Source organism: Pseudomonas sp. W5-36 (assembly GCF_046540455.1).
Lineage (GTDB): Bacteria > Pseudomonadota > Gammaproteobacteria > Pseudomonadales > Pseudomonadaceae > Aquipseudomonas > Aquipseudomonas graminis_B.
The window spans coordinates 312,520-328,610 of the sequence record NZ_JAXCIQ010000005.1 but is presented as its reverse complement, the minus strand read 5'-3'; the positions used below and the strand labels follow the sequence as shown (position 1 = coordinate 328,610).

Sequence of the window (16,091 nt, the reverse complement as noted above, 5' to 3'; positions counted from 1 at the left end):
TTTACACCGACCCATGGAACTCACAGGGCCGGCATGCCCCTAACCACGACGTCAGCGAACCGGCATAACGCCCGTTCCACGAGAGGTTTAGGTTTCCATGTCTTCCAGCACCCCATCCGCCGCCATAGGCCAACCAGACGAGCAGCGCACGTCGCCGCGTCGCCTGATTTTCATCTCGGTCCTTGTCGCCACCATGGGCGCACTCGCATTCGGTTACGACACGGGCATCATCGCGGGCGCTCTGCCCTTCATGACCTTGCCCCTCGATCAGGGCGGTCTTGGCCTGAACCCGGTCAGCGAAGGGCTGATTACCGCGTCGCTGATCGTCGGCGCCGCCTTCGGCTCACTGGCCAGCGGCTACCTCTCCGACCGTTTTGGCCGACGCGTGACCCTGCGCATGCTGTCGCTGTTGTTCATCGTCGGTGCACTCGGCACGGCCACGGCGCCCTCGGTGCCGTTCATGGTCGCCGCGCGTTTTCTGCTGGGTATCGCGGTTGGCGGGGGCTCGGCGACGGTGCCGGTGTTCATCGCCGAGATCGCAGGACCTTCTCGGCGCGCCCGACTGGTCAGCCGCAACGAGCTGATGATCGTCAGCGGCCAGTTGCTGGCCTACGTGCTCAGCGCGGTGCTCGCGGCGTTGCTGCACACCCCCGGCATCTGGCGCTACATGCTGGCCATCGCGATGGTCCCGGGCGTGTTGCTGCTGATCGGTACGTTCTTCGTGCCGCCGTCGCCGCGCTGGCTGGCCTCCAAAGGCCGCTTCGATGAAGCGCAAGACGTGCTCGAACAACTGCGTGACACCAAAGACGCCGCCCAGCGCGAAGTCGAGGAAATGAAAGCCCAGGAAAAAGAAGCCCACAAGCGCGTCGCCGCTCGCGATCTGCTGCGTCAGCCGTGGGTGTTGAAGCTGTTGCTGATCGGTGTCGGGCTGGGCTTTACCGCGCAGTTCACCGGCGTCAACGCGTTCATGTATTACACGCCGATCATCCTCAAACACACCGGCATGGGCACCAACGCTGCACTGACCGCGACCATCGGCAACGGCATCGTGTCGGTCATCGCCACGCTGCTGGGGATCTGGGCCATCGGCCGTTACGGGCGTCGTCACCTGCTGATGACCGGTCTGGTCATCGTGATCATGATGCAGGCGGCGCTGGGTTGCGTGCTGATGTTCATGCCGCAGAACCTGACCCAGAGCTATGCCGCGCTGGCGTGCATTCTGGTGTTCCTGCTGTTCATGCAGATGTGCATCTCGCCGGTCTACTGGCTGCTGATGTCCGAGCTGTTCCCGATGCAGGTGCGCGGGCTGCTGACCGGTACGGCGGTGTCGATGCAGTGGCTGTTCAACGCCACGGTCGCGTTCCTCTTCCCGATCGCGGTGGACACGATCGGCAACCCGACCTTCTTCGTGTTTGCGGCGATCAACATCGGCTCGCTGATCTTCGTCTTCCTGTGCCTGCCGGAAACCAAGGGCAAGTCCCTGGAGCAGATCGAAAAGCACATGAAGAAGGAGCTTTGAGGCGAGGTTTCGCGTCCCGGGCCTTGGGTCCGGGACGTCGAGACCAAGGCCCAAGGTCTGGCGCATTCAGCCGAGCAATTCGGTGATCCAGCGCACCTGCTGTGCGATGTCGTGCAGCATGTGTTCCGAGACTTCATGCCGCGCTCGCTGCAAACCAGCCAGGGTGCGCTGCTTGTTACGCAGCCGCCGCTGCCACTTGTCGAGGAACGACGGACTGCGTTCCGTCATCAACAGCGGGCCGAAGTATAGGGCTTCAGGGCTGTAGACCACCGGTCCGCTCGGTTCGGCGACGATGATTTCGTAGTCGAAGCGGTTCTCCCGCAGCACGTCCTCGTGGACGATGCGATACGCGTTGTCCATCAGCCACTGGCGCAGCTCAGGCTCGCCGCCATTGGGCTGCAGAATCAGCCGTTCCATTCCGTTGAGCCGCGCTTTGCCGGCCTCAAAAATGTCTCGAATCGTCTCGCCCCCCATGCCGCAGAGGCTGATTGTGTCGATACCGTCTTCCACCTCAATCGCAGCAAGGCCATCGGCCAGACGCACATGGATGTGCTGCTCGAAACCGTTCTCGCGCACCGTACGTTGTGCGGCGCTGAACGGCGTCGTCGCCACCTCCCCCGCCACAGCCATCGTAATGAGGCCACGGCGCATCAACGCCACCGGCAGGTAGGCGTGATCGGAGCCGATGTCGGCCAGTCGCGCGCCGGCAGGCACCAGCGCAGCTACGCGCTCCAGGCGCCTGGACAATGTGTGTTCGTTCAACCTTGCCGCCCCTTCTCGCTACGCCCCGGCACGACCTGCCGAAACGGGGCGTGAGTCTGTCGGGCGGTGGCGAGGATTTCAACTGCGGTGAGGCATGGCCGGCGGATTGAGCGTCGGGTACTAAGGCAGCTTGGCGATGACCTTGATCTCGAAATCGAAGCCATACAGCCAGGTCACGCCGACGGCCGTGATGGTCGGGTGCGGTGCTTCGCCCCAGAACTCCGGCACCACTTCCCAGGCCGTTTCGAACGTCGACTGCGGATCGACCATGAACACGGTGACGTCAATCACGTCATCGAAGGTACAGCCGGCGGCATTGAGAATGGCGTTGAGATTGGTGAACGCCAGGCGGACCTGGGCGCGCAGATCGGGCTCGGGGGAGCCATCTTCGCGGCTGCCCACTTGCCCGGAGACAAACAGCAGGCCAGCGGATTTGATCGCCGGCGAGTAGCGATTGCGCTCATACAGGGCGTGGCGGCCGGGCGGGAATACAACGTCACGAACAGTCATGTGCTTCTCCTTCAGCGGAGCGGGATGCTCCGTGGTTTCGATGGGCAGACTGTAGGGCGACGGATTCGCTGGATAAACCAGCAGCACTGATCAAGACTGTTTGCATTCCCCAAACAATCAGGTGACGCGATGGACCGTTTTGACGCGATGCAGGCGTTCGTCCGAGTCGTGGAAACCGGCAGCTTCACCAAGGCCGCCGGTACCTTGCACATGAGCAAGACCACGGTGACGCATGAGCTGGGCGTCTACGCGTCGCCGGCGTATCTGCAGCGCGCGGGCACCCCGGATCACCCCCGTGACCTCGAAGACCCGCAGCACCGCATCGTCGGTTATCGCTGGGCGCGCACCGGGCAGCTGTTCCCGATGGTGCTGCAACGGGACGGCGAAAGGGTTCAGGTGCAAAGCCGCTACCTGCTCACGGTGGACGACGGCAATGCGTACCTCGCGGCAGGCCTTGCCGGCATGGGTGCCCTCTGGCTGCCGGAGTACATGGCCCAGCCGTCCGTGCGCAGTGGTGAATTGGTGTCGCTGTTCAAAGACTGGCAGCTGGAGTCGATGCCGATGTACGTGGCCTTCCCGCCCAACCGGCACATCAGCATCAAGCTGCGGGTGTTCATCGACTGGGTTGTGGAGTTGATGGGCGACGGGTACAACAGCCGATCTCACGATTAAACAAGGATGAAGGTGCGATGGACGAAGTGATCAGCTACCGAGAGGCGACGGTTGAGGACGTGGCAGTGATCTGCGAGCTGGGGCAGTTGCTCAACGCCATTCACCATGCAGAACGTCCTGATATTTATGCGGCTGAAACCCGGGATTACCTGCGCGATGCCCCTCACTGGAGCGGGTTTCTGAACAATCCGGAGCAGGTTATTTTCCTGGCGTTTGTCGGGGTTCGGGCGGCGGGGTTTGTCAGCGCGGGGATGTTTTCAGCGGGTGGGCCATTGCTGCAGCCGATGGCGTTCGCGCGGATCGGCTCGGTATGCGTGGCCCAGGTTTTCTGGGGCAAAGGCCTGGGGCGTGGGCTTATTGAGCGAGTGCAAGGGTGGGCGCAGGAGCGCGGCGCGAAGGACATTCGCCTGTCGGTGTGGGGCTTTAATACCCATGCGCGGCGGCTGTATGAAGAGCTCCGGTTCGAGACACGGGCGTTTGAGATGGGCATGCGCCTGACATGAGTGCCGTTCATCGCGGGCACTTGCCAGGTTGTAGAAGGCCGGTCAGTTTTGTTTTAAGCAGGTTGCTTAGCGGATCGTACTCGTAGGCAAGCGCATCTTGCGGTGTGGTCTCTTTGATCAAGCCACCCAACAGGTCATAACTGAAGTCGAGAGTCTCTTCCTCAACGCCCAGCTTCTTGCCAATGCTTGAAGGCAGTCGGTGAATTCTCAACAACCGGTCCGCGTCGTCGTAGATGTAATCCTGCCGCGCATCCTGATTGACCTTGGCCAGCAGGCGGCCAATTACATCACGCTCAAATTCGGTGCTGCGCTGTGGCCGCTCTGCCCTATCGCCGTAGCCGATTTCATCCAACCGCGTCAGATGCCCACCCACGTTGTAGGTGAACCGACGCGTCAGGTTGTCGATACGTTTTTCTTCGATCAGACGATCCGAAGCGTCATAAGCAAATTCATAAGTCGCATTGTTTTCGTTGACCAGCGCGGTGAGCCGAATCGCCTTGTCGTACTCGTAACGAACGCGCTGGCCTTTGGCGTCTTGCCGCGAGCTCGGCAGGCCGCGCTCGTTGCGTTGCAACCTAATGACCTGGCCCTTGCCGTCGGTATGAGTAAGCACTTGTCCAAAGGCGTTGTAGGTAAACGCTTCTTGTGTGCCATCGGATGTTTGATGCGCAGCACTTCACCCGTAGGTTTAAGCTCCAGCTCGGTGGTCTGGCCAAGTGCGTCGGTGACCGAAACCAGCTGCAGGCGCTCGTTGTACTGGTACGTGGTGCACTTTCCAGAGCAGTCCTGAAACTTCTCGACCTGTGCGTGGTTGTTCCACCAGAGGAATTTCGACTTGTGGTTGGCATCGATGATGGTGTGTACCAAACCATCATCACTGTGGAAATACTCGGTGCGCTGGTCCAGCGCGTCGTATTCCTCAATCAGGTTGCCCTTGTTGTCGTAATGGCCTTTCCAGGTACTCCCATCGGGATAGCTGACCTGTTTGACCAGCGTGGTCAGATGATGATGTTGATAGCGCGTGCTGCGACCCAGCGGGTCGACTTCCTCGGTCAGGCGCGAGTACTCGTCATATTTGAGTGTCAGCTGGTTGCCGTCGGGCAGCGTCAAGCCGACGATGTTGCCGAAGTCATCCAGATTAATTGCGTACTGTTCACCGCCGAAGTCGCGGCTAGCGGTGACGCGGCGATCGGCGTTGTAGTGAACCCGCGCCTCGCGACCCAGTACGTCTGTGACGCAGGTGGTGCGCGCCTTGAAGTCGTAGTCAAAATTGAAATGTTCGCCGTCGCTGGTCCAGTGCTCGACCATACGCGGCTGGCCGTCAATGGTTTCCCAGCGGTATTCGCAGGCGAGGCCGAGCGCGGTGCTGTGCCGCGTCATAACGCCATCGGTGTAGCTGAAATAACGCAGAGTGTCGCCGTTGCGATTACTGACTTGGCTAAACTGGCCGTTGTCGTCATAGCGGTAAGTGACCAAGGTTTCAAACGCTTGGTCACCGACGATACGTTTGACCTCGGTAAGGCGACCGAGTGGGTGGTTGTTGTACGGAACGCATCAACCCCAATTTGAACGACAATCAAGCAATTCGACCGCCGAAATATAATTTAATTAATGCCTCTTGGAAAGAGGCAGCTTACAGCGAACTGATCTACCCATAGAAGTAATCGACAAATCTCTCGAAGTTATCCTGCCCAAGAGTCGGCAGCAACTCCTCTGTCAATCTGGAGATAAAAATATCGCTCAAACCATCATCATCGCCTATATCAAAGATATTAAACTCACCATAAACTATCGCAATTAATTTGGACAAAGCCAAAAAGAACTCTCCTAATGTATCAGAAATCCTAAACGGCTCTATGGCATCGTAAGCAGCGCAAACGGGTGTATCATCCTGATCTACAACCGCAATTACCGGATTACCACCAGCACTATCCATGAAAACCACGTACTCTTTCGGCCAGCTTGGGTTGATTATATTTCCAGATGCGGTAACGCTCCACAAATAACCAGTCTGACCTTCCTCCAATTTCTCAAGATTAATTATCTGCCTTGGTGTAAAACCAGTTTCAAATTTTATGCCAGTTGGGTGCCTGCTATAAAATTCGAAAAGCTCCGAAGACTTGGGCACATCGCGTGGCCAAGTTAGACTGGTTGAAACTGCGCCAATGCTACCAGATAGAACATATTTTGCGTGAACCTGGCTGAAAGCCGCTAAACCTTCGTTAATGCTTACCATAAAAACTCCAATTTTAACCGCAGGATCCTTTTACAACGCTCTTAAGACGATCGATCGAACGACCTTTACCAGAATTATTGTAGTTACCTCTATGGCCTTGAGGTGAAATCAAATGCTCATCGACACCACTCGGATGGTTTGCATTTTGCAAAAATACAATATTCCTTGGATCGCCCTTCCAAGCACTACCTAAGTTACCGTTCCCCTGAACGCTGTTGATATGATGGCCTGTATAACCTTTTTCCCACATGGTAGAAGAAAGCTTAGCATTGCTCTTCGTTTCCAAAATGGTTTGTCTTTCAGCTGCGGTCCAATCCCTAGAGCCGCTTCCGCTCTTGACCAGCTCCCTAGGATGTTTGATGCGCAGCACTTCACCCGCGGGTTTAAGCTCAAGCTCGGTGGTCTGGCCAAGCGCGTCGGTGACCGCAACCAGCTGCAGGCGCTCGTTGTACTGGTAAGTGGTGTACTTCCCAGAGCAATCCTGAAACTTCTCAACCTGTGCGTGGTTGTTCCACCAGAGGAATTTGGATTTGTGGTTGGCATCGATGATGGTGTGCACCAAACCATCATCACCGTGGAAATACTCGGTGCGCCGGCCTAGCGCGTCGTATTCCTCTATCAGGTTGCCCTTGTTGTCGTAATGGGCTTTCCAGGTACTCCCGTCGGGATAGCTGACCTGTTTGACTAGCGAAGTCAGATGATGATGCTGATAGCGCGTGCTGCGACCCAGCGGGTCGACTTCCTCAATCAGCCGCGAGTACTCGTCGTATTTGAGCGTCAGCTGGTTGCCGTCGGGCAGCGTCAAGCCGACGATGTTGCCGAAGTCATCGAGCGTAATTGCGTACTCTTCACCACCGAAGTCGCGGCTAGCGGTGACGCGGCGATCGGCGTTGTAGTGAACCCGCGCCTCGCGACCCAGTACGTCTGTGACGCGGGTAGTGCGCGCCTTGAAGTCGTAGTCAAAATTGAAATGTTCGCCGTCGCTGGTCCAGTGCTCGACCACGCGTGGCTGGCCGTCAATGGTTTCCCAGCGGTATTCGCAGGCGAGGCCGAGCGCGGTGCTGTGCCGCGTCATAACCCCATCGGTGTAGCTGAAATAACGCAGAGTGTCGCCGTTGCGATTACTGACCTGGCTCAACTGGCCGTTGTCGTCATAGCGATAAGTGACCAAAGTTTCGAGCGCTTGATCACCGACGATACGTTTGACCTCGGTAAGGCGACCAAGTGGGTGGTTGTAGTACGGAACTCATTAACCCCAATTTGAACGACAATCAAGCACTTCGACCGCAGAAATATAATCTAATTGATGCCTCTTGGGCACAAACAGCTTACAGCGAACTGGTCTATCCATAAAAATAATCGACAAATCTCTTAAAGTTATTCTGCCCAAGGGTCCGCAGCAACTCATCTCTCAATCTCGAGATCAAAACATCGCTCAAGCCCTCATCATCGCCCAGATCAAAAACATTAAACTCACCATATGTTCTAGGCCGATGAAAAAGCAATAGGGCGAGCATCATAGAAAAGGAAGCTATTAAAGAACACCACACCTGTTTTAACTTACAAAGCTAATTAAATGACCATACTCGGCCAACACTTTTCTATACTTATTAACATTAACGCCTTGAAGTAGCATAGAATTTTCGATGTCCAATCTTTCAGCTAATACCTTTATTGAAAAGTCTAGGCCAAGCCCTTTCTTAATCCCCAAAACTTCAGATGACTTAGCCTTGACTTTGGAAATAGACACAATATTTCCTATATCCGGATCATAGTCAGAATCCTCTCCTTCAATAATATTCTCGACCAAGCTTTCCATAGAGTGATATATTTCAGCATCGTCAATAAACGGATCGCCAGAATCTATAAAATAGAACTCACTCGAACCGACTTTTGGAATCAGGATCAAACCTCTTCCAGAGTCATCTCCTACTAGAACATGATCAGGAAAATTCATATTTATCTGGTAAGTTTCGTTACGCTCTGCTATGTGCGCAGTTGAATATATCAGCACACGGTCATTAAGCATTGCGCCATCGTGAACCTTCCAAAACTCAACGAGCCAACCACTCTTATCAATATTCAACTGACCACAAGCGACGGTAATATTATCGTCTGAAGCAGGCGGATTCGTTTCAGTATACGCAATCACTCGAAGGCTCCTAATGAGTCAAAATATTTATACGACCTGCTTGCAACTTTTTTCGCGGCATCAGGACTTACTCCCGCGTCCAACAGCTCCCTGTATGCTACTCCAAATTCATTTTTGATTGACCCTCCAAACCCACCAGCTCTACGCCTAACTGCTTGGAGCGCCGATACAGTAGCATGTGACTCTCCTGATGAGCTTTTCAACAAAATCGCCGGAGCCTTATTAGTACTGTAACCAGCTATATTCTTTTTCGCCCAGGCATCCTGAATAAAGTGGTGAGATTGAACTCGCTGATCATCAAATACATTTTTGTGACCGCTTGCGCGGTTGACGCCTGGCGACAAATTACCATGAGTGTCTACGTCCCCGGTCTTGTATCCGCCGGGGCGATTGCATACCCAGCCCCAAGGATCAACCCACCCATTAGTATTCGGAGCGTAAGCATAAAGATTATCCCCACCCAACAACCCAATCGGATCCTGGGTAATAAACCGTCCCACCTCCGGGTCGTAGTATCGGAACGTGTTGTAGTGCAGCCCCGTTTCGTCGTCAAAGTACTGGCCTTGGAAACGCAGATTCTGCTCAACCTCACTGACGGCAAGTGTCTCAACTTCCCCCCATGACTTGTGCGTCGCCTGCCAAACAATCTGACCGTCGACATCCGTCATCTCAAGCGGCGTCCCGATCTGGTCGGTGTGGAAGTAGTAAAGCGTCTGCTCTGCCTCACCTTCGCTCTGGTCAACGCGGGCAAGTGGCGCATAGCTTCCTGGCTCGTAAATATAGAGGCTGCTCTGCCAAGGCGTTTCCTCACGCAGCATCCGTAGGCCTTGCCAGAGAAAGTGCTTGTGCTCAGTCTGGCCATCAATCTCGGACGTCTTGCCAACCCGACGACCCAGGCTGTCGTACCGGTACGTGCCAACGCTGTGCATCTGGCTGTTGACCATCGTCTCCGCGCGCACGAGCCGGTCTTCACAGTCGTAGGTGAACGTCTGCAGCTTGGATAAGCCCGACCGCTTCTCAATCAGGTTGCCCCAGGCGTCGTACGTATATTCCTGATCGCGCCACTGCTTGATGCGGTTGTCTTTGACCTGATCGAATTGGCTGGTGTTGAAGTTCAGCCGGTTGGCCGCAGCGTCATATCTGAACTCTTCGCTATCCACCAGTCGCCCAGTGTCCCGACTGTGAAGCTGACCATTCGCCTCATACTCGTACTTAATCTCGCCACGCAGTTTGTCGAGCATGCGGGTCAGTTCGCCTGCTGGATCGTACTCGTACCGCCGATGGATCGGATTGTAAGCATGATCCACCAGCAACGAGGTGTTGATCCCCGGGTTCTGGATCTGCGACAGCTTTTCAGCCGGAATAGTCGATGCAAACTGCCAGCTCTTACGCCCCATCGCGTCATAACCGAAACAACTGGTGAGCTTGCCTTGGGACCGATAGACCTCTCGATGCAGGTCATCGCGCTCCATGTCGCTGATCAACAATCCATCCAGGTTCAGTTGGTGCAGGTGGCCACTGCCGTAATACAGATGATTCAGGTGCTGACCCGTCGGCAAGGTCAGCGTGGTCAGGTTGCTGAGCGGATCGTATTCGTAGGCAAGCGCACCTTGCGGTGTGGTCTCTTTGATCAGGCGACCCAACAGGTCATAACTGAAGTCGAGGGTCTCTTCCTCAACACCCAGCTTCTTGCCAATGCTTGAAGGCTGGCGGTGGATGCTGAGCAACCGGTCTGCTTCGTCATAACCGTAATCCTGCCGCGCATCCTGATTGACCTTTGCCAGCAAGCGGCCAATCATATCACGCTCAAACTCCGTAGTGCGTTGCGGCCGCTCTGCCCTGTCCCCGTAGCCGACTTCATCAACCCGCGTCAGATGCCCGCCATGGTTGTAGCTGAACCGACGCGTAAGGTTGTCGATGCGCTTTTCTTCGATCAGACGATCTGACGCATCGTAGGCAAACTCGTAACTCGCATTGTTCTCGTTGACCAGCGCAGTGAGCCGAATCGCCTTGTCGTACTCGTAACTGATGCGCTGGCCCTTGGCGTCCTGGCGGCTGGCAGGCAGTCCGCGCGCCGTGCGCAGCAGACGCGTAATCTGGCCCTTGCCGTCGGTGTGCGTCAGGACCTGGCCAAGAGCGTTGTAGGTAAACGACTCAGCGGTGCCGTCCGGGTGCTCGATGCGAACCACTTCACCGTCAGGCTTGCGCTCAAGCCTTGTCGTCTGATTCAACGCGTCGGTGACGGCAACCAGATGGGACCGATCATCGTAGGTATAGAAGGTGTTCTTGCCAGAGCAATCCTGAAAGCGCTCCACCTGCGCCAGCTCGTTCCACCACAGGTATTTGGATTTGTGGGTGGCGTCGATGATGGTGTGCGGCAAGCCGTCGTCGCTGTTGAGGTACTCGGTTTTGTGGCCGAGTGCATCGACTTCGGCGATCAGGTTGCCTTTATCGTCGTAGCGGGCTTTCCAGACGCTGCCGTCAGGATAACTGGCTTCGGTCACCAACCTCGTACCGAGGTGGTGTTTGTAGCGGATCTTGCGGCCCAGCGGATCGGTCTCTTCGATCAGGCGGGAGAAGTCGTCGTACTTGAACGCCAGCTTGTTGCGATCGGGTAGCGTGATGCCGATCAGGTTGCCGGCTTCGTCCAGGTCCATGGCGTAACGTTCGCCACCATAATCGCGGCTGGCGATGACAAGGCGATCCTCGTTGTAATGCACTTCAAGCTCACGGCCGAGGACGTCTACCGCCCAAGAAGTTCTGTTCTTGAAGTCGTAGCGGAAATGAAAGTGTTCGCCATCGCTGGTCCAGTGCTCGACCACACGCGGCTGACCGTCGATGGTTTCCCAGCGGTAATTGCAGCTCAAGCCCAGGGCGTTGCTGTGGCTGATCATCACGCCTTCGGCATAACTGAAGCGGCGCATCGTATCGCCGTTGCGGTTGATCACTTCGCTCAACTGGCCGTCGTCGCTGTAGCGATACTGAACGAGGGTTTCGACGGCTTCATTGCCCACTATGCGTTTGACGTCGGTCAGGCGGCCAAGCGGGTTGTCGTAATGTAGGTAGACCCGCACGCCGCCGGGGGCGCTGATGTCGGTAAGGGTGCCGTTGGCCGTTCGGGAGAGATGCGGATAACGGCCGAGGGCGCTGTAGATGCGTTGCCGTTGCATTTACCGTTGCGGTCAGTGGAGCTGGACTTTCAGTCGTGCGAGTTCATCAGTGAAGATTTTTTCGCCCGGCGGGCCGATGATTGCGGTCTATGGTCCTGCGGTGGTCGGCGTGGCTTGGAGAGGTACGGGCGGAACGCGATCTTTTTGCGCACGCACAAGAGAAGGTGTTGTAATTGATCGCACCTTCGACCTTCTTGCCGTGGATTTCCAGGGCTTCCATGTACAGGCGCAACAGCCTGTAGCCCCCGTCGTAAGTGCCGTGGGGCTATTTGATTAAGTGCCCGGGGGTAGGACAAAATTTACACATCAGCTCCTATTACATCCTCGTTCGAATCGGCATTTTCCAAGAAGATTCCCATCCACGCATCAATCACTGCCCATACATCAATATCTGTTTCAGGACAAGACTGCTGTTCATGCCACCAAATAAAGAATTCCGGACCATTGATTCGATTTACTACTGTAATAAAATCACCCGATCCATTCGAGAAGAAACCCGTCATGCCTGGTATGGCAATAGGTTCATCATCAACCAAGTCGTCTATACTTACGAAGTCTTCGATGCGCGACGGACCCATCGAGGAGTCTATGTAAAAGTAAAAGCCATTGTGAAGCTGCGTATAAAATCTCTCGAACATGGGCGAGCCTTCAAACACATCCAGGGCTCCTACGGTTGCCGTTACCGGACTCCCTCCTAGATAAAGGCCAAGCTCATTATCTTCGCGATAGATGTATACCAAATACACTTTGTCGCTAACCGCGACAGCCGTTCCTAATAAGCACTGCGTGAGCCATTTCTGAACTGTCGGAAGGAGTGAAGAAAACATTTTCCACTCGCCAGGCACCCATACGGAGGAGGCATGATGCAGTCCAAACCCTGACCAGGTTGAAGGAATTACAACCGCATCTGGCAAATCGCTTGGTGAGAAGTAAACTGAGTAGCCATTCAGCTCAGCCCTAACGTCCGCTTTAAGAAGCTCAATAGCATTCATCCTTCCTCTCCTGCACTAATAACCATCTAACAAAGAATATATATGACTCTGGATTTCTGGCTCGAGCTCTGCCTCTCGACGCATCATACTCGATCTGAAGGCAGGATCAACCTCGACTCCTCCTTTTTTGTAGGAGGTCCATTCCGCGTAAGACTTAGCGCCTTTGGATGTGTTCGCTGTTTCACTTAAGCCTATGAAGTTGGGCTTATAATTTAGAACAGCAACTTGATCATTAAATGTGAGATTTGAAAAACCGTCCATCTCAGTGATGGTTTTCATGGAAACTACATGTTCGGCATGCAGTGCCTTAGTGATCTGCAATCCAGGGAGAGCAGGATCGTCCATCGGCAACACGACACCCTTGTTCACCATTTTTCTAATCTGCAAACTTGGGGTTTTAGTTCTGAGTTTGTCATAAAGCTCGGGGGATATTCTTTCAGCAGCATCTGCAGGAACCAGTGGTTTTTTTACAATTTTCACATTGCCAAGAAGCGAACCAAGCCCTTCTTGTTTAATCTGATATCGCGCACCAACCCACTCACCACCTTTCGCGCCAAGCCCGCCGCCCAGCCATGCCCCGGCAAACGCCATAACCTTCTGCTTATTCGAGTCCTCCCCGAACAATCTTCCACCCAAGATGCTGCCACCAATCCCGCCTGACAGACCACCTATCAGCCCACCCACCGCAAAGCCGAACGACCTCAAGACCGTAGCGCTACCGAACCCAATTCCGGCGACCAACACATGAACCCATAGAGCAACCTCAGGGCTAATGTCGTCTGTCTCTTCGGTCAGGCCACCGATGTTGACGTTGCCAGACCCAGCGCTAATCTTCCCGTCACAAACAGTGCGATCACCCACACGAGCGGCAGGCTGACCGTTGATGTGAACCGTACGACTTCCTTGCGCAATGACTTGCGGCACCGAGCCATGTTTGTCACACGTAGCGGTATCAAGGTGAGCTCGTGCTGCGGGCTTTCCGTTGGTGAAGACGTTTCCTGATCCTTTGAATATCTGCCCGGCCTTGTTGGTGCACCAAGACAGACTGCCAATCAGTTCGCCAACTCCCCCAGAGAGCGAGACGACCGCACCAATGACGGCTATCGTCGCCAACCCACCTGTGGCAGCGATAGTGACACCTGCTGCCAACGCGCCCACCACTACCGCAGCGCCTAAGGCCATCCCTAGGAGTAAACCTTTTCATCACCCACACGCGGAATCTGGATGCTGCCGAAGCCGCCACTGGCACCCGACTGTGCCACGCGGACCCAGCAAGAGCTGTGGTCGTTGTACTTGCCGTTGCGGTCCCAGTGGAACTGGACTTTTACGCGGCCGAGTTCGTCGGTGAAGATTTCTTCGCCCGGCGGGCCAACGATGATGGCGGTCTGTGGCCCGGCGATGGTCGGGCGTGGCGTGGACAGTTGCGGGCGGAAGGGAATCTTTTTGCGCACGCAGGAGAAGGTGTTGTAGTAGCTCGCCTGATGGCCGTTGAGGTAGTTGTTGTGGCCTTCGCTTTCAACGCCCATCAGCAGGAACTGGCGATCGTCGGCCGAGCCTTGATCGTGGTCGTAGTGCTGCACCAGCTCGAAGGTGTAGCCAGGCCTCATCGCGCGGCAGTTGCTCGCCCCTTCGAACTTCTTGCCGCGGATTTCCAGGGCTTCCATGCGCAGGCGCAACAGCGTTTCGCCCTCGTCGTAAGTGCCGTGGGTGTACTGGCCGGGGAAGTCGTAGATCTCGAACGTCTCGACGTCGCCCTGTTTGTTCAGGCTGTTCATCCCGACGGGCAGACGGTTGTTGGGCTGACGGTAGTCGAACGTCTGCACGGCCATCTTGCCCGCCTGCAACTGGCGGTTGCCGCTCCACTTGGTGATGGAGTCTGCGGTCTCGGTGACGGACGCGGTGTGGAAGCGGATCTGCGGTTGTTCCGGCAACGGCTCCAGCATGCTGGAGTCGTCGCAGATGATCATGGTGTGGCCTTCGGCGGTGTGCTCGAAGTAGTAAAACATCCCTTCTTCTTCGAGCAGACGCTGGACGAAGTTGAAGTCGGTTTCACGGTATTGGATGATGTAGGTGTAGCGCTTGCGAGACCGTATGAGATCAATCCGTAATAAAAAAAACCGGCACTACCGTCTCACGCAAGAATAAGAATAGGAAGTTCTACTCAAGTATCGCTAATCTGCAAAGCATTTAACCCTCTAACTGTCGATCAGGGATGGAAATCAGGTTAGTTTATAAAAAGCCGCGCAGAAGCGGAATACATCCACCCCTGCTTGTCTCGGCCACGTGTTCAATTTATACATATTTTCAAACCATTCTCAGGCGGACTTCCACTGACTCCAAGGATTTTCGCCCGCTGCCTTCACACTTGTGCAAATTCCAAGATCTCCTTCTTCAATTCATCAACGGAGAGCGTCACCTCAGTAGACCGGTCACGAATTAACGTATACACATCAACTTCCAGAGACAGAATTTCGACCACCTTAGCTTCGTAGTTGGTTATCTCAATGAAACCGTTAACAACGCCATTTAGATTTTCGATTTCCGACACCAATGTTGGCACTTTCATCAGTACTCCATCCTCGGCAGAGCCGCTCGCCGTCGCCGGGTTATCAAAATACACCCTAAGCTTAGGGAACACGTGTCTTTGCCATCTAAAAACCGGAATCATTCGAGATATCATATCCCTGAATTCCGCTTCAGACTCATCTCCAGCAAACTCACATCTAAAGATAGGAATACAGAGAAATACATTACCACGTTTGGGCTCAAGTCTTCCTTTCAGACTCGAATGATAAGAACTTGGAACAGCCAAAGCATGGGTAAACCCGTAGTCATTTCCACTCAACTTATATAAAGCTGGCTTCTCACGTGACAAATCAAGCGGCGCTTGATCCACTACCTTAATTGCGAAATCACGATCGGCTGTGTCCTCCGTAACAGTTAAGAGATCTTTATCCTCAGCGCTTTTTAGGCAATATTCATACACGAGCTTAGGCAGCTTATGTTGAAAGAAGTAATATCCCGAGCCTCTTTCCTCAACTACTGGGAAAGACTCTAGCAAATCCTGCTTAGAAAACATATCACGAACCCCTATTCAAAGTGAGGACCTACATCCTGGCGATACCTAATTCCTTCGGCAGCCATTCTTGCTCCATCAGCGCTATAGCGTCGTATCTGAACGCTTCGCTGCCTACGAGACGGCCAGTGTCGCGGCTGTGCAGCTGCCCGTTGGCTTCGTATTCGTGTGTGGCGTCGATGATGGTGTGCGGCAGGCCGTCGTCGCTGTTGAGGTACTCGGTTTTGTGGCCGAGTGCATCGACTTCAGCGATCAGGTTGCCTTTATCGTCGTAGCGGGCCTTCCAGACACTGCCGTCGGGGAACGTGGTTTCGGTCACCAGCGTGGTACCGAGGTGGTGCTTGTAGCGGATCTTGCGCCCCAGCGGATCGGTCTCTTCGATCAGGCGGGAGAAGTCGTCGTACTTGAATGCCAGCTTATTGCCATCGGGTAGCGTGATGCCGATCAGGTTATCGGCTCCACTTCTTGGTCGTGACTAACTTGCCTACGCTTGGTAAAC

The 16,091-nt window shown here is 54.9% G+C and carries 10 protein-coding genes and 6 pseudogenes; 3 read left to right on the top strand and 13 right to left on the bottom strand.

From position 1 onward, the window contains the following. Nucleotides 1-97 precede the first annotated feature (97 nt). A complete protein-coding gene (locus SLW74_RS12030; RefSeq protein WP_410929002.1) occupies nt 98-1,519 on the top strand; it encodes a sugar porter family MFS transporter in 1,422 nt (473 codons plus the stop codon). Between the two features lie 66 nt (nt 1,520-1,585). On the opposite strand, the gene SLW74_RS12025 is transcribed toward SLW74_RS12030, so the two are convergent. Next, entirely contained in the window at nt 1,586-2,281 is a 696-nt protein-coding gene (locus SLW74_RS12025; RefSeq protein ID WP_410929001.1) for a tRNA (adenine(22)-N(1))-methyltransferase, read from the bottom strand. A 120-nt stretch (nt 2,282-2,401) separates the two neighbouring features. Beyond that, entirely contained in the window at nt 2,402-2,791 is a 390-nt protein-coding gene (locus SLW74_RS12020; protein WP_410929000.1) for a RidA family protein, read from the bottom strand. 129 nt (nt 2,792-2,920) lie between these two features. Here SLW74_RS12020 and SLW74_RS12015 point away from each other — a divergent pair, with 129 nt between their 5' ends. Together SLW74_RS12015 and SLW74_RS12010 are read left to right on the top strand one after the other, a co-directional pair. Further along, nucleotides 2,921-3,463 (top strand): LysR family transcriptional regulator, encoded by a 543-nt coding sequence (locus SLW74_RS12015; protein WP_410928999.1) that lies wholly within the window; start codon nt 2,921-2,923, stop codon nt 3,461-3,463. Nucleotides 3,464-3,480: 17 nt separating this feature from the next. Continuing rightward, a complete protein-coding gene (locus SLW74_RS12010; RefSeq protein ID WP_410928998.1) occupies nt 3,481-3,966 on the top strand; it encodes a GNAT family N-acetyltransferase in 486 nt (161 codons plus the stop codon). A gap of 58 nt (nt 3,967-4,024) precedes the next feature. Here the strand turns inward: SLW74_RS12010 and SLW74_RS12005 are convergent. The 11 genes and pseudogenes from SLW74_RS12005 to SLW74_RS11955 all read right to left on the bottom strand — a co-directional run. Beyond that, a pseudogene (locus SLW74_RS12005) lies at nt 4,025-5,502 on the bottom strand (type IV secretion protein Rhs); the annotation flags it as partial. 112 nt (nt 5,503-5,614) lie between these two features. Beyond that, nucleotides 5,615-6,202, bottom strand: a complete 588-nt coding sequence (locus SLW74_RS12000; RefSeq protein ID WP_410928997.1) for a hypothetical protein — start codon at nt 6,200-6,202, stop codon at nt 5,615-5,617. A 349-nt stretch (nt 6,203-6,551) separates the two neighbouring features. Then, nucleotides 6,552-7,439, bottom strand: a pseudogene (locus SLW74_RS11995) (type IV secretion protein Rhs); the annotation flags it as partial. Between the two features lie 318 nt (nt 7,440-7,757). After that, nucleotides 7,758-8,354 (bottom strand): SMI1/KNR4 family protein, encoded by a 597-nt coding sequence (locus tag SLW74_RS11990; protein WP_410928996.1) that lies wholly within the window; start codon nt 8,352-8,354, stop codon nt 7,758-7,760. Continuing rightward, a pseudogene (locus SLW74_RS11985) lies at nt 8,351-11,515 on the bottom strand (RHS repeat-associated core domain-containing protein); the annotation flags it as partial. The gene SLW74_RS11990 and the pseudogene SLW74_RS11985, both read right to left, overlap by 4 nt. Continuing rightward, nucleotides 11,506-11,786, bottom strand: a pseudogene (locus SLW74_RS11980) (type VI secretion system tip protein VgrG); the annotation flags it as partial. The pseudogenes SLW74_RS11985 and SLW74_RS11980, both read right to left, overlap by 10 nt. Before the next feature lie 37 nt (nt 11,787-11,823). Next, a complete protein-coding gene (locus tag SLW74_RS11975; RefSeq protein ID WP_410928995.1) occupies nt 11,824-12,516 on the bottom strand; it encodes a hypothetical protein in 693 nt (230 codons plus the stop codon). A gap of 15 nt (nt 12,517-12,531) precedes the next feature. Next, nucleotides 12,532-13,698, bottom strand: coding sequence for a PAAR domain-containing protein (locus SLW74_RS11970; RefSeq protein ID WP_410928994.1), 1,167 nt, complete (start codon nt 13,696-13,698; stop codon nt 12,532-12,534). An 11-nt stretch (nt 13,699-13,709) separates the two neighbouring features. After that, a pseudogene (tssI, locus tag SLW74_RS11965) lies at nt 13,710-14,612 on the bottom strand (type VI secretion system tip protein TssI/VgrG); the annotation flags it as partial. A gap of 263 nt (nt 14,613-14,875) precedes the next feature. Beyond that, nucleotides 14,876-15,595, bottom strand: coding sequence for a hypothetical protein (locus SLW74_RS11960; RefSeq protein WP_410928993.1), 720 nt, complete (start codon nt 15,593-15,595; stop codon nt 14,876-14,878). A 160-nt stretch (nt 15,596-15,755) separates the two neighbouring features. Continuing rightward, a pseudogene (locus SLW74_RS11955) lies at nt 15,756-16,043 on the bottom strand (hypothetical protein); the annotation flags it as partial. Nucleotides 16,044-16,091 lie beyond the last annotated feature (48 nt).